The following is a 25,482-nucleotide window of genomic DNA, read 5'->3' on the forward strand; positions in this document are numbered from 1 at the left end:
AGAGATGACGGAGGCAGTTACTCGAGTTCGACCTGGTTCAGGAACGGCCCACCGATGAGCTCGACGACGTAGTTCGAGACGTTCGTTCCGGTCGCACGGACTTCCTCGGTGTGGACCAGCGGGACCCACGGACACTCCTCGTGGAAGATGCTCCCGGCCTCCTTGTAGAGCGACTCCCGCTCGCTATCCTCGTAGGTCGTCTGTCCCTGCTCGACGACATCCATGAAGTCGTTGTTCGCCCAGGCGGCGCGGTTGCTCGTGTTCATCCCCTTGGTACCCCACTCGACGTAGTTCTGGTCGGCGCTGGACTCCACCTGGGGGTGGAGCAGAGCGTAGTAGAAGTTGTCCGGGTCGCCGTTGTCCGTCATCCAGCCGAGGAAGCAAGCGTCGTGGCTCCCCTCACCGGTGTAGGTGAGGTACGTCTCCCACGTCTTCTGCTCGATGTTCGCCGTGATGCCGATCTCGCCGAGGTACGAGCGGACCGTCTCGGCAGCCTGCACCGGCGACGGGTTGTACGCCCGCGGGTTCTGGAACGTAGCGAGTTCGAACTCGAAACCGTCGCCGTATCCGGCCTCCTCGAGCAGCTGCTGGGCCTGCTCGGGGTCGTGCGGGTACGGGTCCAGCTCCTCGTTGTATCCCATGATGGAGTCCGGGATGGGCTGGCTCGCAGGCACCGCGATGCCCTGGTAGACGCTGTTGGCCAGCTCCTCGGTGTCGATGGCGTAGTTCATCGCCTGCCGGACCTTCTTGTTCCGGAACGGCTCGAACTCGGCGATGTTCATCGCGAGGTAGCCGACGTTCATCCCGGCAGTGCGGTGGACTTCGCCCTCGCCGTCCTCGACCTGCGTGATCGTCTGTGGGTCGAGCCCGTCGATGATGTCGAGTTCGCCCGCGTTGAGCGAGGACGCACGGGTGGAGTTCTCCCCGATGACCTCGAAGACGACCTCGTCGACGTTGGGGCCGTCACCGTAGTAGTCGCCGTTGCTGGAGAGGCGAATCGTCCCCGAGCCGTCGTCGAGGCTCTCGAACTCGAACGCGCTCGTGCCGACCATGGTCGACGAGAAGTCGGTTTCGGCCTCTATCTCGGACTTCGGCAGCACGACCAGCGCGAACGCCCCGAGGTTCGCGAGGAACGGGGCGTACTGCTTCGAGATATCGAACTCGACGGTGTAGTCGTCCGGTGCCGTGACCTCGTTCACCGACCCGAGGAGGTAGGGTCCGTAGATGGAGCCGTCCTCGAAGAAGTACTCGTACTCCTCGTCGAGGAAGCGGCGGTACGTCGCGATGAAGTCGTCGGCCGTGAACTCGTCGCCGTTGTGGAACGTCGCGTCCTCGCGGAGCTGTAGTGTTGCGGTCGTCCCGTCTAGCTCGAAGTCGGTCGCGAGCGACTCGACGAGCGCGGAGCCGCCCGGCTCGAAGCCGATGAGCGTGTCGTACACCTGGTTCGTCACCTTGGCCACTTCGCCGCTGGTCGTCGCCTGCGGGTCGAGCGTCTCGGATGCGGCACCGCGTCCGTAGACGAGTGTTCCGCCGCTGCCGCTACCGACGAGGTCGCCGATGCAACCCGCGCTCGCGGTCATCGTCGTCGTTGCTGCGGCGGCACCCGCCGACTTGAGGAAGCTGCGTCGATCCATATCTCGTGCCATAAACCGGCATCCTCGGCTATCTCCAATAAATATAACGAAACCCCGACAAAGTATAACAAACGTAGATATCGGCAGAAGCTACCGGTCAGCGCGGGAGATATGGCAGGCGGCTACGTGTGAACCGTCGCCGAGTTCGGGCTCCTCGCGCTCACAGACGCTCCCGAACTCCTCGGCGAGCAGATCGGCCGCCTCGTCGTACTCGTCGGCCGCGACGAGTCGCAGCGAGTCGTCGACGACACGTCGCACCTCCACCGGGAGCGTCGTCTCGAACAGTTCCGTCCGGGCGTCGGCGACCGACACGTCGGCCGCCGACCCCCCGTCGGTTGCCGCAGTCGAGTCATCTCCCGGGACAGCTTCGGAGACCGTCGGGAGCTCGACCGGGACGCTCCCCTCGGCGACGCGCTGGCGATAGTCCATCAGTTCGCGGAACGCCGCCTGCTCGATGTCGAGGTCCTCCGGTGGGATGACCTTCGGACACCGCGTCCGGAACCGACAGCCGCTCGGCGGGTCGATGGGGCTGGGGACGCTCCCGGACAGGAGTATCCGGTCGTCGGTCTCCGCGAACGGGTCGGGGTCGGGGATAGACGAGAGCAGCGCCTCGGTGTAGGGGTGCTGTGGGTCGTCGAACAGCTCGTTCGTTTCTGCGACCTCGACCACCTTCCCGAGGTACATCACCGCGACGCGGTCAGAGATGTGGCGGACGACGCTCAGGTCGTGGGCGATGAACAGGTACGTCAGCCCGAACTCCTCTTGCAGGTCCTCCAGCAGGTTGAGTATCTGTGCCTGCACGCTCACGTCGAGTGCCGACACCGGCTCGTCGGCGACGATGAAGTCCGGGTCCACCGCGAGTGCGCGGGCGATGCCGACACGCTGGCGCTGTCCACCGGAGAGCTCGTGCGGGTAGCGGTCGCGCTGGTCGACCTCCAGGCCGACCGCCTCGATGAGTTCGTCGACCCGCTCGCGCCGACGCTGTCGCTTCGAGCGGTCGCCGCTCCCGTCGGGCTCGGGCAGGTCGTGTATCTTGAGCGGCTCCCGGATGGTCTGGGCGACGGTCAGCCGGGGGTCCAGCGAGGACATTGGATCCTGGAAGATCATCTGCATGTCCCGCCGCCGCCCGCGGAGCCCGTCCTTGTCGAGCGAAGCGAGGTCCTCACCGGCGAACAGGACCCGTCCGTCCGTCGGTTCGATCAGGCGGAGGAGCGTCCGGCCAGTCGTCGACTTGCCACAACCGGATTCGCCGACCAGGCCGAGGGTCTCGCCCTCGTACAGATCGAAGTCGACACCGTCGACCGCCCTGACCGGCTGCTCCTCGTCGGCGAGCAGTCTGTCGAGGAAGTCGTCGGCCTGCGAGAAGTGCTTCGTGAGTCCGTCGACGTCGACCAGCGGCTCGCCGTCGAACTGCTCGGCCGACGTGGACATCCCGGCTCCAGCCTCGCCGTACAGCGACTCGTCGAAGTCGTCGAGGATGCACTTCGACCGGTGGTCCATCTCGTCGGGGCCGTGCTGGAGATAGGGTATCTCGCCCTCGCGGCACGCCGGCTCCGCCCACGGACACCGCGGCGCGAAGTGGCATCCTTCTGGAAGGTCGACGAGGTCGGGGACGTTCCCCTCGATGGGGGTGAGACGCTCCGTGTCCTCGGACGGGATCGACTCCAGCAGCGTGTACGTGTACGGGTGGCTCGGGTCGGCGAAGATCTCCTCGACGGGGCCCTCCTCCACGATCTCGCCCGCGTACATCACCGCGACCCGGTCGCAGGTCTCCGCGATGACGCCGAGGTCGTGCGTGATGAAGAGCACGGACATCCCGATGTCTTCTTGTAGTTCGTTGATAAGTTCGAGGATCTGGGCCTGGATCGTCACGTCCAGTGCCGTCGTCGGCTCGTCGGCGATGAGGAGCTTGGGCTGACACGCCAGCGCGATAGCGATGAGCACGCGCTGGCGCATCCCGCCGGAGAACTCGTGTGGGTAGTCGTCCAGCCGCTCGTCGGGGTCAGGGATACCGACCTGTTCCAGGATCGAGACCGCCGATTCGAGCACCTCCTCGCTGATGCCGCCACCCTGCAGCGACGGCAGGACCTCCCTGACCGCGTTCCACCACGTGTCTCGCTTGCGCCCGCCGTGCTGGTGGAGCTGCAGGCTCTCGGCGACCTGCTCGCCAACCGTCAGGGCGGGGTTGAGCGACGTCATCGGGTCCTGGAAAATCATGCTCATCTCGCCGCCACGGATGGCCCGCATCGCGGGTTCGGGTGCGGCGCTCAGGTCGACGACGCCCTCGGACTGGTCGACGAAGCTGTCGGCCTGTCCAGGGAATTCGTCGGCCAGTTGTGCAGCGATCTCGGCGTCGTGGAACTCGACTGTCCCGCCGACGACCTCGCCGGGGTCCTCGACGAGCCCCATCGTCGACAGCGCGGTGACACTCTTGCCGGAGCCGCTCTCGCCCACGAGACCGACGGTCTCCCCCTCGCGGACCGTCAGGTCGACGCCGTCGACGGCCTTGACCTGCCCCCGGTCGGTCGCGAACTGTGTTCTGAGACCGGAGACGGAGAGTAGTTCTTCCATTATCTCCGTAGCTACGAGCGAGAATAAAGTATCTTTCTACCGACGCTAGCGACCGGCGCCCCGCTGTCGGAGCGGACGGGAACGCTTTTTACCGTCCCCCCGCGCACCTATGCCCATGGAGACCCCCGGTGTCGACGATTCGGTCCTCAGCTCGTGGGAGCGCGTAGTCGAGGACATGGAGGCGACGGCCGCCGAGTACCGCGACGACGGGTGGGAGGTCGTCGAGCTTCACCCCGGCGACGTGACTCCCCTGCCACCGGACCACGACCGATTCGGCCTCGACGTGCTCGTCGGCGGCGACGAGTACGAGACCGTCAGCGAGATCGTCACCGACGACGGTGCGGCCTTCGACGAGTTCGAGGTGTTCCGCGCGGTCCAGGGCGGTCACGTGTTCCTCGTCGTCGCCGTCGAGGACGCCGCTCGCGAGCAGGCCGTCCTCGTCCCGGCCTACTACGGCATCAAGGACGCCGATGACACCATCGAGGCAGTGCTGGAAGAAGACACGTTCCCGCTGCACATCCGCCCGCTCAGCATCGACGACGTCGTCACCGTGGAGCCGTCGGACCCGTCGCTGCTGCTGCCGCCGACGGAGTGAGCTACTCCGTCTCCTCTTCCTCGCGAAGCTCCGCGCTCGCCTCGCGCACCTCGCGCATGACCGTGGAGATGCGCTCCTCGGCCTCCAGCTCCTCCTCGACGGAGAGGTCCACGCCCTCGACCTCCAGCAGGAACTTCGCGACCTCGGTCGACTCGTACATCACGTCGTCGAGCTCCTCGGCGGTGAAGAAGTCGCACATCGCGCCGTAGAGGAACGTCGCGCCCGCGGTCCGGATCTTGTCCTCGAAGGCGGCCCGGGCCTGGTTGACCGCCTGCGGCGTGTACGTGTCGGTCATGAACGGGACGAGTTCGGGCAGGTTCTCGCCGATCTTCGTCATCTCGACGCCGGTCTCGGTGCGGAAGTCCGAGCAGAGCCGGGCGATGGCCCACTCGCGGGCCGTGATGTAGGTGCGGTCGCGCAGGAACTCGTTGACGCGCTCGTACTGCGCGCCGTCCATCTTCGTGAAGCGGTCGTAGGTGGCCACGTCCTCGGGGACGTCAAGCGTCTCTTCGTCAGGGACACCCGGCGTGGGGCCGCCGGCGTCGGCGTCCGTCGACTCGTCGGCTGTCGACGCCACGTCGTCGCGGGCGGGCCCGTCGGCCGCGTCGTGTTCCGCCGGTGCGTCCGTCGACGGGGCGGTCTCCTGGCCCACCCCGGTGGCTGGCGTCTCGTCGTCGTCCCCGTCCGTGCCCGGCGACTGCTCGGTCATGCCCTGCCCTACCTCGCTCTCGGCTAAAAAGGTTCGGCGGCGGTGCCGACTCAGTCCCCGCCCCGTCGGAGCACGACGACGAACCCGCCGACCGAGAGCAGGAACGCCGCCGTCGCGACCGGGTACTGCGCGTGGCTGAGCGTGGCTGCGAGCGAGCCAGCGCCGAGCGAGCCGGCGACGGTGGCGACGACCGGCGCGGTACAGCTCACGCACGCGAGCAGACCCACCGCACCGGGCATCGATGCACCCCACGTCCGGTCGACGGCGACAGCCGCGAGCAGGCCGAGCGTCGCGTAGCCGCCGACGAGGAACGGGACGACGGTGAGCGCGACCATCGGGCCGACGTAGTGCACGGCCGGCCCCCAGCCCGGAATCGCGAGGTGCACCGAGAGTTCGGGCGCCGACGCGGCCGGTGCGAGCAGCCCAGCGGTCCACAGCAGCGCGACGGTGTACGCCGCGCCGGCGAGCGCCGGAAGCGGCGAGAGCGAGCGTGCCCCGGCGTCGATGGCCACCCGGACGCCGACCGCGCTGACCGCCAGCCACAGCAGCGGGTAGCCGACCTGCGCCGGCGACTGGACGACCGGATCGACCGCCAGCCAGTAGCCGACTGTCACACCCGCGACCACGGCGAGCGCGACCCACGACAGCGGCAGCCGGGGGCGGTCATCGACGACGGACATCTCAGGCCTCGCCCTGTGCCGACGCGCGCTGGAAGTCCGCCAGCACGGCGAACAGGGTCAGCGCCACCGCCAGCGTGCCCAGATACGGGACCGCCGGCACGTCGACGCCCAGGAACAGCCCGAGCGCCGTCCGGAGCTCGAAGCCGAAGACGAGCAGGAACACCCAGGCGACGAGCAGCCCGCCGCGGGTCTTGACGATGGGGCCACGGTCGCTCATCGGACCACCCCCAGGAGCTCGCGGACGGCGTCGAGACCGTCGAACGCGCCGAGGACGGACACCGGGTAGGCGTCACCGCCCATACCGAACAGGCCGCCGTTCTGGATGATGGCCCCGAGCGGCAGGACGTACGCGAGTGCGACGAGCAGCAGCGCGATGCCCGCCCAGAGCTTCATGTTGTCGAGCACGCGCGGACTGTCCGACGCCCCGGAGAGCGGCTCCGGAAGCGACTGCCCGAGTCCCTCGACCTTCGGGTTCCCCATCGAGAGGCCGAGGTTCCCGAGGAACAACAGGGTGGAGACGAACAGCAGCGTGCCGCCGACGGCGAGCTGGATGTTCAGCTCCGAGATGCTCCCGAACGCGGTGTTGAAGTCGAAGCCAGCGTACTCCGGCTCCGCGGTGCGGCGCGGGACGCCGTAGAGCCCGGCGACGTGCATCGAGTTGGACATCAGCGCCATCCCGCCGAACCACATGACGACCTGCAACAGCCCGATGGGCCGGGAGTAGATCCGGCGGTTCGTGAGCTGGGGCCACAGCCAGTACGTCCCCGCCATGAACGTCAGCGCGACCGCCGTGCCGACGGTGAGGTGGAAGTGGCCGGGCACCCAGATGGTGTTGTGGATGAGGTAGTTGATGTTCATCCCGGCGTTGATCATGCCGGAGAACCCGCCGGCGGCGAACATCAGGCCGGCGAGTGCCATCCCGGTGAACGCGGGGTCGCGCCACGGGAGGACGGTGAGCCAGCCGAACAGTCCCTCACCGCCGCGCTGCCGCGCCCCGTGTTCCATGCTCGCGACGACGGTGAACGCGGTCAGCAGGCTCGGCAACAGCAGGAACATCGTGTTCGTCATCGCGATGAACTTGAACCCCTCCGCGATGCCGGGGTCGACGTACTGGTGGTGGATGCCGACCGGCGTCGACAGCAGCACGAACAGCACGAAGACGACCCGTGCGAGGGGGTCGCTGAACAGCCGGCCGCCGGCGAGCTTCGGCAGCACCGTGTACCAGAGCATGTACGCCGGCAGCAGCCAGAAGTAGACGACCGGGTGGCCGAAGAACCAGAACAGCGTCCGGGTCAGCAGCGGGTTCACGGTCTCGATGAACCCGAGCGACCACGGCAGCAGGAAGAAGAGCGTCGCGACCGCGACGCCGATGGTGGCGACGTACCACATGATCATCGACGTCAGCACCATGAACGTCTGCAGTGGGATGCGCTCGTCCGGGTTGTCCTGCTTCCAGTGGAGCCACGTGCGGAACCAGTCGACGCCCGCGAGCCAGGTCCCGATGATGAACACGACCAGTCCCGTGTAGAACAGCGGGTGGGCCTGCAGCGGCGCGTAGAACGTGAACAGCACGTCCGCACTGATGCCGACCTGGTCGACGAACCCGAGCAGGATGGTGATGCCGGTGAGAGCCGACCCGACGGTCATCAGCGTGAGCCACGCCCGGGTGAAGTTGATGTTCGTCGGCGATCGGTCGAGGCTGCGCGTGATGGCCCACTGGTACAGCCCGACCAGATAGAAGATAGTGAAGACGATGACCATCAGGACGCCGTGTGCGGTCAGCACCGTGTAGTAGTCCGTCGACGGGATGAATCGAAGGACGTTGGTCCGGTGGAGCGCCTGGATGATGCCGAACAGCGCGCCCAGGCCGAGGGCGGTGAACGCTACCAGGAACGCACGCCGGACGAGCTCTGCCTCCTGTGGATACCGGTCCACGAACGTCTCCTGTTCGACGCTCATTGCTCACCTCCGTCGCTGCTGTTGTACTCACCTTCCGGCACCACCCGGAGGATTCCCTCCATGGTGTGGTGCCCGGAGCCACAGTACTCGTGGCAGATGAGGCCGTACTCGCCGGCCTCGTTCACTTCGACGGTGACCTCTGAGACCTCGCCGGGGATGACCATCGTGTTCGCGTTGGTCCCGACGACCGAGAAGCCGTGGATGACGTCCGCAGAGGTCACGTAGAACGTCACCGTGCTGTTTGCGGGCACCACGATGGGGTCCGGCTGGAAGATGAACTGCCGGGCCACCACGTGGGCCTCGTACTCGTTCTCACCGACCTGCTCGACGCCGGGGTCGCTGAACTCGGGGTGCTCGTCGAGGGCGTTCGGGTTGACGTTTCCACCGCTGTCGTCAACCATCGTTACACCGACGCCGACCGCGCCGTACGTGATGGTCGCGATGAAGCCCACGATGAGCAGCAGCGACATGCCGAGCCAGAGTTTCTCGTACTGGTGAATGTGCATCCGTGATCACCCCACCACGATGAGGTCGTTGCCCAGGAACTCGACGAAGTACATGAACACCCACATGACCGCGAGGACCGCGAAGTACGTCAGTATCAGCGCGAGTGTTCCCTTCGGGTCGAACTCCTCGTGGGTGAGCTTCCGTTCCGGTTCCTCCTGCGTCACAGGTGCCGAAACGCTCTGTTCTCCCTCCGCCACTTCCTCCTCGTCTTCGACTGCTGGTACACCCCTGCTCATGAAAATCAATTCTAAATTCTCATGTCTTAATTCTCTGGGTCGGTTCCGCGAGCCGAGAATCGGACCAGCATTTATAATCGCACACTTCCACACCCCTCACCATGGACGCTACACCGCGAACGGTCGGGTTCATCTCGCTGGCCGCGCTGGCTCCGGCGGTGGCTTTCATCGCGCTGAAGGGGGAGACCATCGCAGCCATCACCCTCCTCAACGTGCTCATCATCACCGGCAGTCTGGCGCTCGCGCTCTCGCCACACGAGGACGAGCACCACGACGAGGCGAGCGCGAACGGGGTGTGATAGGTGAACGGGTGGGGCGAGCCCGTCGCGCGAGGCCTGCAAACCGGCGGCGTCACCGCGAACGCCGACCTGCTGCTGTTCCTCGTCATCGGCGCGCTCGGCGGCGCGCACTGCCTCGGAATGTGTGGGCCGCTGGTGTCGACGTACGCCGACCGTATCACCGCGAGCGGCGACGCCCGCCGGCGGGACCAGCTGACGGTGCGCGACGTTCGCCAGCACGGACTGTTCAACCTCGGCCGCACCGCTGGCTACGCGTTCGTCGGCGCGGTGCTCGGACTCGCCGGCAGCCTCGTCGTCGGGGGCGTCACGGCAATCACGTCGCTCTCGGACGTCGTGCGCGGGAGTATGGGCATCCTCGTCGGCCTGTTCATCCTCGCCGCGGGCGTCGGCTACCTGTTCCGCGGCACCGCCGGCGGTGCGGCCGTCGGGAACTCTATCCCCGTGCTCTCGGGTGTGTTTCGACGGGTCAGTGGTGTATTGACGGGCCACCTCGACCGTGCGACGAACTCGACGGGTATCGTCGGACTGGGTGCGGTCCACGCGGTACTCCCCTGTCCGATCACCTACCCGGCGTACCTGTACGCGTTCGTCATCGGCGACCCGGTCCGTGGGGCACTCGCGTTGTCGCTGCTCGGCATCGGGACGATTCCGACGCTGCTGGCGTACGGGCTCGCCATCGGTTCGCTGTCGGTGCGGCACCGAACGCTGTTGCACCGGACGATGGGCGTCGCCTTCCTCGGCCTCGGCTACCTGCCGCTCGCCCACGGCCTGATGCTGCTCGGCGTCCACCTGCCGCACCCACCCGTACCGTACTACCAGCCGCTGTGAGTGAGCTATGACCGGCTGTACGCTCTGTGACCTGGACCTGCCCGCCGACCCGGTGACCGACCCCGAGGTCGCGGGCGAGTTCTGCTGTCGTGGCTGCCTCGCCGTCGCACGCTCGCTGGACGACGTCGAGGACATCGACGCGGCCTCGCCCGAGGAGCTGCTCGACCCGGGCGACGACGACGCCGACGGCGAGGTCTGCTACCTCTCGGTCGACGGGATGCACTGTGCGACCTGCGAGCTGTTCCTCGAGTCGACAGCGACCGACAACCCCGGCGTCGAGGGGGCGTCGGCGAGCTACGCGACGGACACCATGAAGCTCGTCTACGACCCGGCCACCGTCGACGCCGGCGACCTGCCCGACCTCGTCTCGACGGCGGGCTACGAGGCGCGCGAGCGGTCCGTCGCCGAGGAGGACGAACCCGACTCGCCGACGGCGAAGTTCCTCGTCGGCGGCGGCTTCTTCGGCATGATGACGATGATGTGGTACGTGCTGTTCATCTACCCGCAGCACTTCGGCTTCGCGCCGGTCGTCGACTTCGGCTCCTTCGGCCGACTCTACCTGCTCGCACAGATCTGGCTGTTCACGACCGTCGTACTGTTCTACAGCGGCTTCACCCTCCTCCGCGGGGCGTACGTGAGCCTCCGGGCGGGCCAGCCGAACATGGACCTGCTCGTCTCGCTTGCGGCGACGAGCGCGTACGTCTACAGCACCGCCGTGATGGTGACCGGCGGCATCGACGTCTACTTCGACGTGACCGTCGCCATCGTGCTCGTCGTCAGCGCGGGCAACTACTACGAGGACCGCGTGAAGCGGAACGCCGTCTCGCTGCTGTCGGACCTCACCGCGGCGTCGGTCGAGGAGGCCCGCCTCCGCGACGGCCGCACGCTCCCGGTCGAGGACGTTGCCCCGGGCTCCGAACTGCTCGTCCGACCGGGAGAGCGGGTCCCGCTCGACGGCACCGTCGTCGAGGGCGTCGCCGCCGTCGACGAGGCGCTCGTGACCGGCGAATCGCTCCCGGTGACGAAGCGCGAGGGGGACGAGGTCGTGGGCGGCTCGGTCGTCACGGACACCCCGCTCGTCGTCGCGGTGAGCGAGGACGCGACGAGCACGCTCGACCGCATCGTCGGCCTGCTCTGGGAGGTACAGAGCGCCCGCCCCGGCGTCCAGCGCCTCGCGGACCGGCTCGCGACGGTGTTCGTGCCGACCGTGACGACCGTCGCGCTGCTGGTCGCCGCCGGGACCCTCGTCCTCGGCGGGACCCCGACCGGCGCACTGCTCGTCGGGCTGACCGTCCTCGTCGTCGCCTGCCCGTGTGCGCTCGGCCTCGCCACGCCGCTGGCCGTCGCCGCGGGCATCCAGCGCGCCGCCGAGTCCGGCGTCGTCGTCGCCTCGGAGACGGTGTTCGAGGTGCTGCCCGACGTCGATACCGTCGCGCTCGACAAGACCGGAACGCTGACCAGCGGCGAGATGAGCGTGACCGACGTCGCGGTCGCGGACGGCGACGAGGCGCGGCTCCTCGCCCGCGCCGCCGCGCTGGAGCGGTACTCGAACCACCCCATCGCCGACGCCGTCGTCGCGTTCGCCGCGGGTGAGGGCGTGCGACCCATCCCCGACGAGGAACCCGCGACCGACGGCGGCAAGCCGGCGGCGGCCACCGCGACAGGCAGCGACGCGGACGCTTGGGACGACCCCGCGACGTCGGTCGACGTGCGCCCGACGGGCGTCGTCGGCGACGTCGACGGCGAGCGGACCGTCGTGGGGAACTCCGACCTCCTCGTCGCCGAGGGGATCGCCGTCCCGGAGCCGTTCCGCGAGCGTGCCGACGCGGTCGCAGCCGATGGCGGCGTCCCCGTCCTCGTCGGCTGGGACGGTCAGTTCCGGGGACTCCTCGCCGTCACCGACCGGCCGCGCGACGACTGGGACGAGACGGTCCGGGCGCTCGCCGACGATGGCCGCTCCGTCGTCGTGCTGACCGGCGACGAGGGCGCGGCCGCCGAGCGGTTTCGCGACCACCCCGCCGTCGACGAGGTGTTCGCCGGCGTCCCACCGGACGGGAAGGTCGCCGCGGTCCAGCGGCTCCGCGCACGGGGGACCGTTGCGATGGTCGGCGACGGCGACAACGACGCGCCCGCGCTCGCTGCGGCGGACGTCGGGGTCGCCATCGCGGGCAGCGGCGGGCTGGCGACGGAGGCCGCCGACGCCGTCGTGACCGACGGCCGGCTCGACGCGGTTCCCGTGCTGTTCGACGTGGCAACCGCGACCAGACGGCGCGTCCGCGAGAACCTGACCTGGGCCTTCGGCTACAACGCCGTGGCCATCCCGCTCGCGGCCACGGGACTCCTGAACCCGCTGTTCGCCGCGCTGGCGATGGGGACGAGCAGCGCCCTCGTGGTGCTGAACTCGGCGCGGTCCCTCGTTCCCACGGAGTGAAAATCTGGAGACCGGGTTTATATGTAGACCGCGTATTCACTGGTATGACTCAGTACCCGGAGCAGTCGAACGATGGACTCCAGACCGAAGAGCGTATCCTCTGGATATCCGGTGCGCTCGGCCTCCTCGTGGCGCTCCTGCTGACGGCCGTCGTCGTGTTCGCGACCGTCGGAACCGGCACGCTCACGACTGGCTACGTCCCGGCGGCGCTCGTGTTCACGGCCCTGCTCGCCGTCGTCGTGTTCGCGATGCGCCGGCTCGGCACCAAGCGCTCGCGCCCGCGCTGACGGACAGTTCTTTCTGCGGAACCGGTGGTTTCAGAATCGAAACGGCTCTTACGGCTAGCCATGCGCGTCAGACCGGCAACGCCTGGTGACGCCGACGCGGTCCTGGCGGTCCACGAGGCAGCCATCGCCGAGCGCGGGCCGCAAGGGTACGACGCCGCCGTCGTCGATGCGTGGCACGACGGCCGGAGCGTGGACGACTACGAGTTCGACGGCGACGACACGTTCCTGGTCGCGACGACGGACGCCGGCACCGTCGTCGGGTTCGGCACCGCCCTCCCCGAGTGTCGGGACCACCTCGACGCCGACGTCGACGCCGAGGTGACCGCGCTGTACGTCGACCCCGGCCGGGCGGGCGAGGGCGTCGGGACGACGGTGCTCGAGGCGCTCCACGGGCACCTCCGGACGGCGGGCGCGGCCTCGGCGGCGTGCTGGGCATCGGCGAACGCCGCGGGGTTCTACGAACGCCGGGGCTACGAGCGGGTTGCCACCCACCGCCACGAGTTCGCCGACGGCGTGACAGGGGACGTGGTCGAGATGCAGACCCGGCTGTGAGCGTCCAGTCTTGCCCGGGCACGACCCCCTCCCCAGCCACGTGACACGAGTGTAACCTGCCGACACGGGGGTCCACACGCTATTTCCTCGCCGGGCACCTACGAATCGGTATGACTGACACGGGCAGACTACACGGCATCCACCACGTGACCGCCGTCGCGGCGGACCCGACCGGCAACGTCGCGTTCTACACCGACGTTCTCGGCCTCAGGATGGTCAAGCAGACCGTCAACTTCGACGACGTGACCACGTACCACCTCTACTACGGCGACGAGACGGGCACACCGGGCACGGCGATGACCTTCTTCCCGTTCGGCGAGACACGCCAGGGTCGGGTCGGGAAGGGGATGGCGAGCGCGACGGCGTTCCGTGCGCCCGACGGCTCACTGTCGTACTGGCAGGACCGACTGACTGAGAGCGACGCCGACGTGACCCAGCCGGTCGAGCGCTTCGGCGAGACCGTGCTCCCGTTCCGCGACCCGGACGGCCAGCCGCTCGAACTCGTCTTCGGCGCGGACCCGCACGACGACGACGCAGTCGAACCGTGGGGCGACGGCCCAGTTCCTGCCGGGCACGCCCTGCGGGGCTTCGCCGGTGTGACGCTGCTGCCGACGGACCCCGAGGCAACCGGCGACGTGCTGGCGACGATGGGCTACGAGGCGAGCGAGACCGTCGGCGACCGCACCCGCTACGAGGTGCCCGACCGCGCCGGTGTCGTCGACGTACTCGACCGCCCCGACGCACCCGCTGCTCGTCCTGGTGCCGGTACCGTCCACCACGTCGCCTTCAGGACGCCCGACTCGGAGACGGAGCTCGCGTGGCGCGAGACCCTGCTCGACGCCGGTCAACGCGTCACCGAGCAGAAGGACCGCCAGTACTTCCAGTCCCTCTACTTCCGCGAGCCCGGCGGAATCCTCTTCGAGATCGCGACCGAGGAGCCCGGCTTCACCGCCGACGAGTCCGTCGCGGAGCTCGGCAGCGAGCTCCAGCTCCCGCCGTGGCTCGCCGACGACCGCGAGCGCATCGAGGCGAACCTCCCGCCGCTGGCGACCGACGCGACGGCGCAGCTGACAGACGGCGGCGTCGACGGCGATGGCAGCGGGGACACGGGCCCAGGTGACGAACTGACGGGTGAGCAGTGACCATGCCCGACGGCCCGCACGCCGACGCGCAGGTGCTCACGACCGGTGCATCCCTCGACGAGGCCCGTGCCGCCGTCGTCGCACTCCACGGCCGGGGTGCGATGGCCCGGAGCGTCCTCGGCCTCGCGACCGAGCTCGACGTCGCCGACGTTGCCTGGCTCGGCCCGCAGGCCGCCGGCAACACCTGGTACCCCTACTCGTTCATGGCCGACACGGCGGACAACGAGCCGCACCTCTCGTCGGCACTCGAACTCGTCGACGAGACGGTCGCACGGGCCGTCGACGCCGGCATCCCGCACGAACGGGTCGTCCTGCTCGGCTTCTCGCAGGGTGCCTGTCTCGCCAGCGAGTACGTCGCGCGGAACGCCACCCGTTTCGGCGGCCTCGTCGCCTTCAGCGGCGGCCTCATCGGACCCGAGGGGACCGCCCGCGACTACGACGGCGACCTCGACGGCACGCCCGTCTACCTCGGCTGCGACGCGAGCGACCCGCACATCCCGAAGGAGCGCGTCAACGAGACCCGCGACGTGCTCACCGACCTCGGCGGCGACGTGACCGAGCAGATATTCGAAGGGATGGGCCACACCATCGTCCCCGAGGAACTCGAGGCCGCAGGCGACGTGCTCGCGAACGCGGTCGGCGACGGCGACGAGTAGCCCGCGCCGGGGGCAGCCACCAACTCTCTTTACCGCGTTGCGAGAACGGACCGGTATGAGCGACTCCGACATCGTCGTCGAACGCCTGTCGCCGGACGAGGCGTTCGGCCTGGTGGCCCACGAGACACGGGTCCGCGTCCTCGAAGCGCTGCTCGACGCCGACGAGCCGCTGTCGTTCAGCGAGCTCAACGACCGTGTCGGGATGCGCGACACCGGCCAGTTCAACTACCACCTCGGGAAGCTCACCGGGCGGTTCGTCGAGGAGGGTGACGACGGTTACGGGCTCACCCGCGAGGGCGCGCGGGTCGGCGGTGCCATCCTCTCCGGCGGCTACACGAAGAGCATCGACGCGGAGCCCGTCCAGATGGACGCGACCTGCATCGACTGCGGCTCGCCGATGACGGCGACGTTCGAGGAGAGCAGGGTCGACATCACCTGCGCCAGCTGCGGCGAGGACTTCGCTCAGGTCGAGGTGCCGCCGGGTGCGCTCTACGACTGTACCCCCGAGGAGGCCGTCGACGTGGCCCACCGCTGGGCGCTGCGGAACCACAGCACCGCAGAGCTCGGCTTCTGTACGCGCTGCGACGGCCGCATGGACCGCTGGGTCATCGACGCCACGACCGACGACTCGCCGGACTGGCTCGACGACGGACCGTTCGAGGCGTTCGTCCGGTACGGCTGCGAGCGCTGCGGCGCGGGCTGGTTCACCGACGTCGGGCTCGCACTCATGTCACACCCCGCCGTCGTCGCCTTCCACTACGACCACGGGATGAACACGCACGAGACGCCGCTCTGGGAGCTGGAGTGGGTCAGCGCCGACGCCTCGACGGTCGTCGACCGCGACCCGCTTCGGGTCGCCGTCTCGGTCACGCTGGACGACGAGACGCTGACGCTCACCGTCGACGACGAGCTCACCGTCCTCGAAGAGGAGCGGACACGGGCTTGAACGGGGACCGCTGGCGACTCGCCCGCTGCGTCATCGCACCGCCAGTCCTCGCACCGGGCCGGTCTCGTCCCACGTGACAACCCGGTCCCACGAGCGACCGGCATCTTCGCTCCGGTAGAGCCCGTCGTCGGCCGCAGCGAGGAACGTTCCGGGGCCAGCGGACGCGAGGACCGGCCGGCGGAACCCCGCCGGCTCGGGCAGGCCGTCCATCGCGACCTCCCACGGATCGTCGCCGTGCTTGCGGTAGACGTAGCTCTCTGCCGTCCCCGTTCGGTGGGCGCGTGACGCACTGCTGGCGGCCGAGAGGACGCGCAGATCCGGGTCAGCGGGGTCGACCGCGACGCTCCAGCAGTAGCGATGGTCGAGGCCCGCCTGGGGCTGGTCCCACGTCCGGCCGTGGTCGGTGCTCTCGGCGTAGCCGTCGCCGGCCGCGCTGTACACCCGGCCGACGGCCCCGGACTGCGTCGCGAGCTGGTGGTTGTCGCGACGGCTTCCCTCCGGACGTTCGGTCCACGTCTCGCCCCCGTCGTCGGTGACGGCGAGCGCGCCAGCTTCGATACCGACGTAGCAACGGTCCTCCCGGTGCGGGTCCGGTTCGAGCCAGCGGACGTGGTGCGTGTCGGGCCGCGGTGGGAAGTACCACTCGTCGGCGGAGGGCAGGTCTGTGAGTCCGGGGCGCTCGGCCCAGCTGTCGCCGCCGTCGGCGGAGTAGAAGACGCGGCTCGGCTCCGTGCCGACCCAGACACCGTCGGGGTCGTGCGGGTCGAGCGCGACCGCCGTCACCGAATCGGGGAGCGATTCACCGACGCGGTGCCAGTTGTCGTCGCCGGAACCACCGTCCTCGCGGCGATACAGCCCGGCGTCGAACGTCCCGACGAACACCCGGTCCGGCCCGACGGCCACGCACTCGAACTCGTGGCCGTCGAACCGGCGGGTCACCGTATCGTCGTCGACGGTCAGGAGCGCGTCGTCCAGTGCGACGAACTGCATAGCTCCGGATACGCGCTCCCCCACAAAAACCTCGGGTGCTGGCTGGCCGACCGCGTCTAGCGGTAGCCCAGCGCGCCGAGACGGTCCTCCAGCTCCTCGGGGACCTCCTCCTCGTCGCTCTCACCGTCGTGCTCGCCGGCGACGGTCGCCAGCGCGTCGAGCCGTCGCTGGGCGGCTCGGCAGAGTTCCGCGACACCGGGCTCGTCGGCTGCCTCGTCCCACCGGTTCTCCCGTTCCTCCGGGTCGACGCTCCGGTCGTAGAGCTCGCGCTCGTCGGCCGCCGGGCACTCGATGTACGTCCAGCGCTCGTCCCGAACGCTGACGACCGTGTCGCCGTCGCCCAGGTTGCGGGGAATCGGCTGCTGGGTGACGGAGTCACCACGGACCGTCACGGAGACGATCGGCGCGGCGTCCGGCTCCTCGCCGTCGCGGAGCGTCGGCAGGAGGCTGTCCGCGGTGAACCCCTCGGGACGCTGGAGGCCGTGGAGGTCACACAGCGTCGGCGGGATGGCGTCGAGCGCGACCGGCGACTCCACCCGCCGGCTCGGCGTGTCCGGTGCGTCGACGACGAACGGCACGTGCGTCAGCTCGCGGTAGAGCTTCGGGTAGTGCGAGAGGTGGCCGTGTTCCATGAACTCCTCGCCGTGGTCGCCGGCGACGACGACCGTCGTCTCGTCGCGGATACCCTCGCGTTCGAGCGCGTCGAGAACCCTGCCGATGCTCTGGTCGACCTGATGGGCTGCCGCACGGTACAGCGTCCGCAGGTCCGCGAGCGTCTCGGGGCCGACCTCGCGCCCCAGCCCGGTGCGCAGGTGGGGGCTCAGCATCCGCAACGTGCCGTAATCCTCGCCGGTGACGGCGCGGACGTTCACCGGTGCGGGGACGTACGGCGTGTGGGTGTCCATGTAGTGTATCCAGCAGAAGAACTCGCCGTCCTGAGCCTCGATGAACGAGACCGCGGCGTTCTCCACGTCGCGCATCCGCGAGGTGTTCTCGGCGGGATAGCTCTCCTGCCCCCGCAGGCGTCGCGCAGCGGCCCGGAACGGCTGGGTGGCGAACTGCGACCACGCCTGCCAGGTCGGGTGCGCCGAGAGGAACTTGCTCAACGGGTTCGAGGCCTCGGCGTGGTACGTCTCGAACTCCTCGAACCCGCGGTCGTAGCCCCAGTACGCGGTGAGAAACCCGTTCGAGGCGTTGAACCCGCCCGTGGCCATACCGGACCGGCCGAGCGTCTCCGCGAGCGTCGGGCCGTTCCCGACGCCGATGCGTGGCCCGTCGGCGAACACCGGTGCACCGCCGAGGATGCTCGGGAAGGAGAACGGGGTCCAGTTCCCCTGCGCGAACGCGTTCTCGAACACGGTCGCCTCACCGGCCAGGTCCCGCAGTGCCGGGGTGTGCGACGAGTCGGATGTCAGGTCAAGTGCGTCCGCTCGCAGCGAATCGACGGTTATCAGAACGGTGGCTCGTGCGTCCTCACTCATACGTGTGCGGCCGGGTACACCCCGACTTCTCGCCTACTCCTAGCGCTGGTGCCGCAAAATAGCTGTCGGGCCGAATATATATAGTGGCCCGGAGCCGGCGTGGTGGCGAACAGGCGCACTCGACACCCCTCCGACGACGTATCGCGCACCCGTGACCCGTCAGAGGGCGGCCGTCAAGACACGCAAGGCCCGGTGGGCGCTGGTACTCGAACTCTCAGTTCGCGACCGACCAGTCGAGCCGCCGGTTGTGTCGCTCGAGGCAGTCCCGCACATCCGGCGCATCCGCTGGCAGTCGAACCCGCTCGCCCTCGCGTGAGACGAGCGTTCGACCGAGCAGGTCGCTCTCCGTCTCGAACGAGGGCGCGACGCGGATTCGAAGGTCGAAATCGAGCGTGAACAGCCCGGCGTCGAACGCCGCGTGGTGGGTCTTTCCGAGCAGCAGGACGTTCCGTGGGTCCGTCCGCAGGTCGTCGTACTCCGCCCACGGGAGGATGTGCGCCACGTCGACCAGCTGCCGGTGGTCCACGCCGGAGACGGGGCACGTCTCGCCGTACCGCCCGAGGACGGCGCGCCGGAACGCTGCCGACATCGACCGCGCGGTCGCCGTCGTCTCGTACTCCGCGGCGTGGTACGCTGTCTCGGGAGCGTCGCCGCGCGAGGGGCTACCTGTCTCCCCGGACCTCTCGTCCGCCCCGATGCCGACGAGCCGGTAGGTCCCCGGGGCGAGGAACTCGACCTCGTCCCGGTCGCGGAGCTGTTGGAGCACCTGTCTGAGCTTCGCCGAGGGGTGGTCGTTGTCGGGGAACTCCGACGCGACGACCGGGAGGAGCTGTTCGTACACTTCGTCGAGGTCGACCACCTCGAACCCCGTGTCCGCCCTGTACTGGGCGAGCTCGCGTCGGACGACCTGCCGCCAGCGAGACATGATTCCCAAAAAGGATCGGGGGATCGAAAACGTTCGGGCCCCGCGGACCGAGCCTCACCGCTGTCGCTGCGCTGGGAAACCGGGCAACGGGAGACGCTTCAGTCGTCGTCCGTCGGCGTCGCCATCTCCCGGGTCTCGGGCTCGACGCGCTGGCCGCGTGGCCCCTCGACGTCGACGCCGGGAAGCAGGTCGCGCAGGTAGCGGCCGGTGTGAGAGGCGTCGACCCGGGCGACCGCCTCGGGGGTACCGGTGGCGACGACCTCGCCGCCGTGTTCGCCGCCCTCGGGGCCGAGGTCGAGGACGTGGTCCGCGTTCTTCACGAGGTCGAGCTCGTGCTCGATGACGACGACGGTGTTGTCGTTGTCGACCAGGCGGTGCAGCACGTCGATGAGCTTCTTCTCGTCCGCGGAGTGCAGGCCCGTGGTGGGCTCGTCGAGCAGGTAGAGCGTGTTGCCGGTGTCGCGCTTGCCCAGCTCCTCGGCAAGTTTGATGCGCTGGGCCTCGCCGCCGGAGAGCGTCGTCGACGGCTGGCCGAGGGTCATGTAGTCCAGCCCCACGTCTTTCAGGAGCTTCAGCCGGCGCCGCAGGCGCGACGAGGACTCGAAGAAGTCGTGGGCCTCCTCGACGCTCATGTCGAGCACGTCCGCGATGGTCTTGCCCTTGTAGGTGACGTCGAGCGTGGCGTCGTTGTAGCGTGCCCCCTCGCACTCCTCGCAGGGGACGTACACGTCCGAGAGGAAGTTCATCTCGATCTTGACGGTGCCCTGTCCCCCGCACTCCTCGCAGCGGCCGCCCTTGACGTTGAACGAGAAGCGGCCCTTCTCGTAGCCGCGCTGCTTCGAGAGCTTCGTCTCGGCGAACAGCTCGCGGATGTAGTCGAAGACGCCGGTGTACGTGGCGGGGTTCGACCGGGGAGTGCGGCCGATGGGGCTCTGGTCGATGAGCCGCACCGTCTCGACGCCCTCGATACCCTCGATGTCGTCGTGCTCGCCGGGGTTGACGGAGGTGTTGTCGTTCATCCGGCGTGCGAGCCCCTTGTACAGCACGTCGTGCATCAAGGTGGACTTCCCGGAGCCGGAGACGCCCGTGATGGCGGTGAAACAGCCCAGCGGGAGGTCCACGTCGACGTCCTTGAGGTTGTGCTGGCGTGCGCCGAGGACGGACAGATGGTCGTCCGCGGTGCGGCGCGTGTCGGGCACGGGAATCTGCCTGCGGCCGGCGAGGAAGTCGCCGGTGATGCTGTCCTCGGAGGCGACGACGTCGTCGAAGTCGCCCTGCACGACGACCTCGCCGCCGCGCTTGCCCGGGCCGGGACCCATGTCGATGACGTTGTCCGCCCGACGCATCGTCTCCTCGTCGTGCTCGACGACGATGAGCGTGTTCCCGAGGTCGCGCAGCCCCTCCAGCGTGTCGAGCAGCTTGTCGTTGTCGCGCTGGTGCAGCCCGATGGAGGGCTCGTCGAGGACGTAGAGCACGCCGACCAGCCCGGAGCCGACCTGCGTCGCGAGCCGGATGCGCTGGGATTCGCCGCCGGAGAGGGTCGACGCCTCGCGGTCGAGGGTGAGGTACTCCAGCCCGACCTCGGTCATGAAGCCGAGGCGGGCGCGGATCTCCTTCAGTATCTCCTCGGCGATGGTCCTCTGGCGCTCGTCGAGCTGGGCCTCCATGCCCTCGAAGTGCTCGAGCGCGTCGCCGATGCTCATCCTGTTGACCTCGCTGATGGCGGTGCCGGCGACGTAGACGGAGCGCGAGGCGGGCTTGAGCCGGGTGCCGTCGCAGGCCGGACACTCCGTGACCGACATGTAGTCCTCGATGTGGTCGCGGGTACCCTGCGAGTCCGTCTCGACGTAGCGCCGTTCGAGGTTCGGGATGATGCCCTCGAAGCGCTTCTCCTTGCGCCGGGTGCCGTTCTTCGTCTGCCGCTCGAACACGACCTCGTCGTCGGTTCCGTAGAGGAACTGGCGCTGGACGTCCTCGTCCACCTCCTCGAACGGCGTGTCGAGGCTCACGTCGAAGTGCGCCGCGACCGCGTCGAGGCGTGTCTGGTAGTACGACCGGTTGTAGCTCCAGGGCTCGAACACGTGCCTCAGCGGCTTCGACTCGTCGACGACGACGCGCCGCTCGCTGACCTCCTTCGTCTCGCCGATACCCTCGCACTCGGGACACGCGCCGTGGGGCGAGTTGAACGAGAACGAGCGCGTCTCTATCTCGGTGAAGTCGATGCCGCAGTGGGTGCAGGCGAGCTCCTCGGAGAACTCCAGCACGAGGCGGTCGAAGCCGGCATCGTCGCCCTCCTCGTCGCTCCCCACGTCCGCGAGATCACCCGTCGAGCGGGCCTCGCTGCCGCCGATGTCCGGCTCCTGGGGTGGGTCCGGCAGGATCAACTTCATGACGCCGCCCGCCTCTACGAGTGCGGTCTCGACGGAGTCCGTGATGCGCGGCCGAGCGTCACCGCTGAGCTTCACGCGGTCGACGACCACGTCGATGGTGTGGTCGTAGTTCTCGTCGAGCTCGGGGCGCTCGACGGTCAGGTCGTACTCCTCGCCGTCGACCTCGACCCGAGCGTACCCCTCGCTCACGAGTTCGTCGAAGCGGTCCTCGAACGCTCCCTTCTGGTCGCGGACGACCGGCGCGGCGATCTTCGCGCGGGTTCCCTCGGGCAGGTCGAGGATACGCGACACCATCGTGTCCGCGGACTGCTCGCCGACCTCCCGACCGCACTCCGGGCAGTGCGGCGTGCCGACGCGGGCGTACAGCAGACGGAGGTAGTCGTGCAGCTCGGTGACGGTACCGACGGTCGACCGGGGGTTGTTCGCCGCGTTCTTCTGGTCGATGGAGATCGCAGGTGAGAGCCCCTCGACGGTCTCGACCTGTGGCTTGTCCATCTGTCCCAGGAAGTTCCGAGCGTACGCCGACAGCGACTCGATGTACCGTCGCTGCCCCTCGGCGTACACCGTCTCGAACGCGAGCGAGGACTTGCCCGACCCGGACAGCCCCGTCACCACGTTGAACTGCTCGCGTGGGATGCGAACGTCGAGGTCTTTCAGGTTGTGCTCCTCGGCACCTTTGACCTCGATGAAGTCCTTGCTCATCTGGTCGTAGCCTGGGACGGGACGACCCTTAGGGTGTCGGTTCCGGGTTGTCCCGTGTGGGCACGGGAGAGCGGATGTCAGGGTTTAAATGACAGGCAGCGGCCAGTGAGGGTAATGAGCACGCCAGCACGGTACGACATCTCCGGCGTCGAGCTCACCGACGACCGATACACAGTCATCCAGAGCTTCATCCGGAACAAGTACAGAGCCGAGGACGCGGCCGGCAACACGGTGCTGAAGGGGAAACAGAAGCTGTTCAAGATGAAAGAGGAGTTCCCGTTCACCGACGGGAACGGGCAGGAGGTGTTCACCGTCAAGGCCGGCGGTATCATCGACGTGGCTGGCAACTACATGCTGTCCGACGCCCAGACTGGCGAGGACATCGTCGTACTGGACAACGACTTCTCGATGCTGCAGGACACCTGGCGGATTCGGGACGCGAGGACCGAGGAAGTCCTCGCCCGAATCGACTCGCGCGGGGCGGCGGTCACGCTCGCCCGGAACTTCCTCCCGTTCGGCGTGCTCATCCCGCACAAGTACGAGATCACGGACGTGAACGGGAACCACGTCGGCAAGATAACCGGCCAGTTCTCGGTGAAGGACAGGTACGACATCGTCATCGACGACGCCAGCAACGTGCCGAAGGAACCCATCATCGCGGCCGCGATGGTCATCGACGCCATCCAGGGGAACTGAGCGTCCTCAGGTAGCTCTCAGGGCGGACGCAGGTGGACTATGACCTCGGTGCCGACCTCGGGGTCGCCGAAGCTGACCTCGCCACCCAGCGACCGCACCACCCAGTTGACGACCCACAGCCCGAGCCCGTCGCCGTGTTCGACCTGCGAGACGTCTCGGTCGCCCGTGAGGAACGCCCGCTCGTGGGCCGGGATTCCCGGCCCGTCGTCGGTGACGTGGATGTCGACGCCCGCTCCATCGGTCGCGACGCGGACGCCGACCCTCGGGTCCGTGGCGTGTGTGTGCTGGATGCCGTTCTCCACGAGGTTCTCGATGGCGAGGTCGAGCCGCTCGTCCACGTGAGCGACCGCCGTCTCGGGCGCGTCGACCTCGATGGTCGCCCGAGGGTAGCAGTCGCGGAGCCCGTCGACGAGCGGTGCCAGCCGCTCGACCACGTCCGTCGGGCCGGGCGTCAGGTCGGTGTCCTGCTGGATGACCTGCTCGAGCTGGTGGACCTTGTCGGCGAGCCGGGCAACGTCCTCGGCACGGCCCGTGACGCGCTCGATGAGCGCGTGGTCGTCCGGGTCGTCCAGCCGGTCGTCGAGCTGGTCGAGGTAGCCGATGACGACGCCCATGTCGGTGCGGAGGTTGTGCCGGAGAACACGGTGCAGCACCTGAAGGTGGCGTTCGCGGTCGTGCTGGTCGGTGATGTCCGTGTAGATACCGAAGGCGTGGGTACCCCGTTCGTCGGTACGGTACGGGATGCCACGGAACAGGAAGTGTCGGTCGCCATCGGCGGTCTCCCGGCGGACCTCGGCGGAGACGGGGACGTCGTCCCCGGCGAAGGTTCGCCGATCGAGTTCGCGGCCGCTGCCCTCGTCCTCGGCCGGCACGAGCACGTCGTTGATCGACCGTCCCGCGATCGCGTTCATATCGTGGCCGAAGACGCGCTCGAACGCCGGATTCACGGTGTCGACGACCGGCTCGTCGCCCTCGAAGCGCGCGTCCACGATGGGGTCCGGTAGATGCTCGAACAGCGAGCGGAAGCGGTCGCGCTCCTGGGCCAGCTGCTCCTCCGTCTCGACGAGATCGGAGATGTCCCGTACCGCGCCGATGGTGCCGCGGAACTCGCCGTCGTCGCTCGGGAGCAGCGAGACCTCGACCTCGATGGGGACGTTCGTACCGTCGGCCCGGGAGCCCACCGTTCGATACGTTCGGCTCCCGTCGTCCCCGGACGTGTACAGCTCGGCGACGAGTTCGGTGCCGCGTTCGAACCCCTCCTCGTCGATGAACTTCGAGACGTGCTCGCCGACGAGCTCGTCGCGGCCGTAGCCGCTTGCCTCGACTATCTGGCGACTGACGAGGACGATGCGAGCGTTCTCGTCGAGGACGTACACCATCTCGCGGACGTTGTCGACGACGGTGCGGTACAGCTCCAGCGTCTCCTCGCGGGCGGTTCGCTCGAAGGCCGCGGAGGCGTTCGCCGTGAGTATTTCCGCGAGCTGGACGTCCGACTCCCCGACGTCGGTGACGCTGCCGGTGCCGACCGCGAGGACGCCGTGCTCGCCGAGCGGGAAGTACAGCGCGGCGCCGTCGTCCTCGCGGCGCTGCACGGTGGGCTGGCCGGTCTCGAACACGCGGCCGACGGGCGGCTCCCCCACGTCGTACGCAGGGTCGTCGCCGCCCGCCGCAGGCGTCAGGCGCTCCGCGTGGTCGTCGACGAGCCAGACCGTCGTCCACTCGAAGTCGAGCGTGTCGACGGCTGCGTCGACGATCACGTCGGCGATCTCGTCCGGCGAGTGGATGGTGAGCAGCTGTCGGGCGGTCGCGAGCAGTCCGCTGAGCGTGCGCTCGTCGGGTCTGGTCGGGTCCTGCTCCTGAGAGAGGAGCATGACCCGCTCGGCGAGCCGACTCGGTGGGTCGTCCCAAATGGCGAGGGGGAGGTACTCCGACGCGGTGCCGTCGGCGACCGCAGCGGCGACATCGTCGCTGGGCTCGTCGGTGACGAGGATGCTTGGCACGTGTGGGTACGCACCGTGCAGCCGGCTGAGGAGTTCGACCCCGGACAGCCCGTCGCGCTCGTTCGGGCAGACGACACAATCGACGGGGTCGGTCGCGAGGTGGTCGGCGGCGTCGGCGTGGTCGTCGACGACGGTGGCGGCGATGTCCGGATGCTCCGACAGGAGCGGCTCCTCGCCGGAACCACGGACTGACAGGACCACCGGACGCGAGCTCATGCGGGGAAGGTCACTCGGACGATGGGCAGGCGCCTACATGAAACTGTCTC

Annotated in this window: 23 protein-coding genes; 10 read left to right on the plus strand and 13 right to left on the minus strand. The window is 68.6% G+C overall.

The window, feature by feature from the left end; genetic code table 11:
• Positions 1–17: 17 nt before the first annotated feature.
• Together NO978_RS11515 and NO978_RS11520 are read right to left on the minus strand one after the other, a co-directional pair.
• Positions 18–1,646, minus strand: a complete 1,629-nt coding sequence (locus NO978_RS11515; RefSeq protein WP_257299735.1) for an ABC transporter substrate-binding protein — start codon at positions 1,644–1,646, stop codon at positions 18–20.
• Positions 1,647–1,724: 78 nt separating this feature from the next.
• Entirely contained in the window at positions 1,725–4,205 is a 2,481-nt protein-coding gene (locus tag NO978_RS11520; RefSeq protein ID WP_257299736.1) for an ABC transporter ATP-binding protein, read from the minus strand.
• A gap of 115 nt (positions 4,206–4,320) precedes the next feature.
• On the opposite strand from NO978_RS11520, the gene NO978_RS11525 reads away from it, so the two are divergent.
• Positions 4,321–4,800, plus strand: a complete 480-nt coding sequence (locus NO978_RS11525; RefSeq protein WP_257299737.1) for a hypothetical protein — start codon at positions 4,321–4,323, stop codon at positions 4,798–4,800.
• A gap of 1 nt (position 4,801) precedes the next feature.
• Here the strand turns inward: NO978_RS11525 and NO978_RS11530 are convergent, their stop codons facing one another.
• The 6 genes from NO978_RS11530 to NO978_RS11555 are packed head-to-tail and all read right to left on the minus strand — an operon-like array spanning position 4,802 to position 8,891.
• Entirely contained in the window at positions 4,802–5,509 is a 708-nt protein-coding gene (locus NO978_RS11530) for a DUF5806 family protein (protein ID WP_257299738.1), read from the minus strand.
• Positions 5,510–5,559: 50 nt separating this feature from the next.
• A complete protein-coding gene (locus NO978_RS11535) occupies positions 5,560–6,189 on the minus strand; it encodes a hypothetical protein (protein ID WP_257299739.1) in 630 nt (209 codons plus the stop codon).
• 1 nt (position 6,190) lies between these two features.
• Complete coding sequence (locus NO978_RS11540) at positions 6,191–6,406, minus strand: hypothetical protein (protein ID WP_257299740.1); 216 nt, start codon at positions 6,404–6,406, stop codon at positions 6,191–6,193.
• A complete protein-coding gene (locus NO978_RS11545; RefSeq protein WP_257299741.1) occupies positions 6,403–8,148 on the minus strand; it encodes a b(o/a)3-type cytochrome-c oxidase subunit 1 in 1,746 nt (581 codons plus the stop codon). Before NO978_RS11545 ends, NO978_RS11540 begins: the two co-directional genes overlap by 4 nt.
• Positions 8,145–8,654, minus strand: a complete 510-nt coding sequence (locus NO978_RS11550; protein WP_257299742.1) for a cytochrome c oxidase subunit II — start codon at positions 8,652–8,654, stop codon at positions 8,145–8,147. The genes NO978_RS11545 and NO978_RS11550 overlap by 4 nt, the downstream gene beginning before the upstream one ends.
• A 6-nt stretch (positions 8,655–8,660) precedes the next feature.
• Positions 8,661–8,891: a hypothetical protein gene (locus NO978_RS11555; protein WP_257299743.1), complete on the minus strand. Its 231-nt coding sequence runs from the start codon at positions 8,889–8,891 to the stop codon at positions 8,661–8,663.
• A gap of 101 nt (positions 8,892–8,992) precedes the next feature.
• Here NO978_RS11555 and NO978_RS11560 point away from each other — a divergent pair, with 101 nt between their 5' ends.
• The 8 genes from NO978_RS11560 (at position 8,993) to NO978_RS11595 (ending at position 16,032) form a co-directional block, all read left to right on the plus strand.
• Entirely contained in the window at positions 8,993–9,190 is a 198-nt protein-coding gene (locus tag NO978_RS11560; protein ID WP_257299744.1) for a hypothetical protein, read from the plus strand.
• A 3-nt stretch (positions 9,191–9,193) separates the two neighbouring features.
• Positions 9,194–10,018, plus strand: a complete 825-nt coding sequence (locus NO978_RS11565) for a sulfite exporter TauE/SafE family protein (RefSeq protein ID WP_257299745.1) — start codon at positions 9,194–9,196, stop codon at positions 10,016–10,018.
• Between the two features lie 7 nt (positions 10,019–10,025).
• Positions 10,026–12,449, plus strand: a complete 2,424-nt coding sequence (locus NO978_RS11570) for a cation-translocating P-type ATPase (protein ID WP_257299746.1) — start codon at positions 10,026–10,028, stop codon at positions 12,447–12,449.
• Positions 12,450–12,493: 44 nt separating this feature from the next.
• Complete coding sequence (locus NO978_RS11575; protein ID WP_257299747.1) at positions 12,494–12,736, plus strand: hypothetical protein; 243 nt, start codon at positions 12,494–12,496, stop codon at positions 12,734–12,736.
• A gap of 60 nt (positions 12,737–12,796) precedes the next feature.
• On the plus strand, positions 12,797–13,288 hold the full coding sequence (locus NO978_RS11580; RefSeq protein ID WP_257299748.1) for a GNAT family N-acetyltransferase: 492 nt from the start codon (positions 12,797–12,799) through the stop codon (positions 13,286–13,288).
• 110 nt (positions 13,289–13,398) lie between these two features.
• Positions 13,399–14,430: a ring-cleaving dioxygenase gene (locus tag NO978_RS11585; RefSeq protein WP_257299749.1), complete on the plus strand. Its 1,032-nt coding sequence runs from the start codon at positions 13,399–13,401 to the stop codon at positions 14,428–14,430.
• Positions 14,431–14,432: 2 nt separating this feature from the next.
• Positions 14,433–15,086 (plus strand): alpha/beta hydrolase, encoded by a 654-nt coding sequence (locus NO978_RS11590; protein ID WP_257299750.1) that lies wholly within the window; start codon positions 14,433–14,435, stop codon positions 15,084–15,086.
• 55 nt (positions 15,087–15,141) lie between these two features.
• Positions 15,142–16,032: a helix-turn-helix domain-containing protein gene (locus NO978_RS11595; protein WP_257299751.1), complete on the plus strand. Its 891-nt coding sequence runs from the start codon at positions 15,142–15,144 to the stop codon at positions 16,030–16,032.
• A 30-nt stretch (positions 16,033–16,062) separates the two neighbouring features.
• Here the strand turns inward: NO978_RS11595 and NO978_RS11600 are convergent, their stop codons facing one another.
• From NO978_RS11600 to uvrA, 4 genes are all read right to left on the minus strand, one after another.
• Complete coding sequence (locus NO978_RS11600) at positions 16,063–17,022, minus strand: hypothetical protein (protein ID WP_257299752.1); 960 nt, start codon at positions 17,020–17,022, stop codon at positions 16,063–16,065.
• A 56-nt stretch (positions 17,023–17,078) separates the two neighbouring features.
• Complete coding sequence (locus NO978_RS11605; RefSeq protein ID WP_257299753.1) at positions 17,079–18,503, minus strand: sulfatase-like hydrolase/transferase; 1,425 nt, start codon at positions 18,501–18,503, stop codon at positions 17,079–17,081.
• Positions 18,504–18,717: 214 nt separating this feature from the next.
• A complete protein-coding gene (locus tag NO978_RS11610; protein WP_257299754.1) occupies positions 18,718–19,428 on the minus strand; it encodes an HNH endonuclease in 711 nt (236 codons plus the stop codon).
• 98 nt (positions 19,429–19,526) lie between these two features.
• Positions 19,527–22,520: an excinuclease ABC subunit UvrA gene (gene uvrA, locus NO978_RS11615; RefSeq protein ID WP_257299755.1), complete on the minus strand. Its 2,994-nt coding sequence runs from the start codon at positions 22,518–22,520 to the stop codon at positions 19,527–19,529.
• Between the two features lie 114 nt (positions 22,521–22,634).
• Here uvrA and NO978_RS11620 point away from each other — a divergent pair, with 114 nt between their 5' ends.
• Entirely contained in the window at positions 22,635–23,216 is a 582-nt protein-coding gene (locus NO978_RS11620; RefSeq protein WP_257299756.1) for an LURP-one-related/scramblase family protein, read from the plus strand.
• Between the two features lie 17 nt (positions 23,217–23,233).
• Here NO978_RS11620 and NO978_RS11625 read toward each other — a convergent pair whose 3' ends face one another.
• Entirely contained in the window at positions 23,234–25,432 is a 2,199-nt protein-coding gene (locus tag NO978_RS11625; RefSeq protein WP_257299757.1) for a PAS domain S-box protein, read from the minus strand.
• Positions 25,433–25,482 lie beyond the last annotated feature (50 nt).

The organism is Haloarchaeobius sp. FL176 (genome assembly GCF_024609245.1).
Taxonomy (GTDB): domain Archaea; phylum Halobacteriota; class Halobacteria; order Halobacteriales; family Natrialbaceae; genus Haloarchaeobius.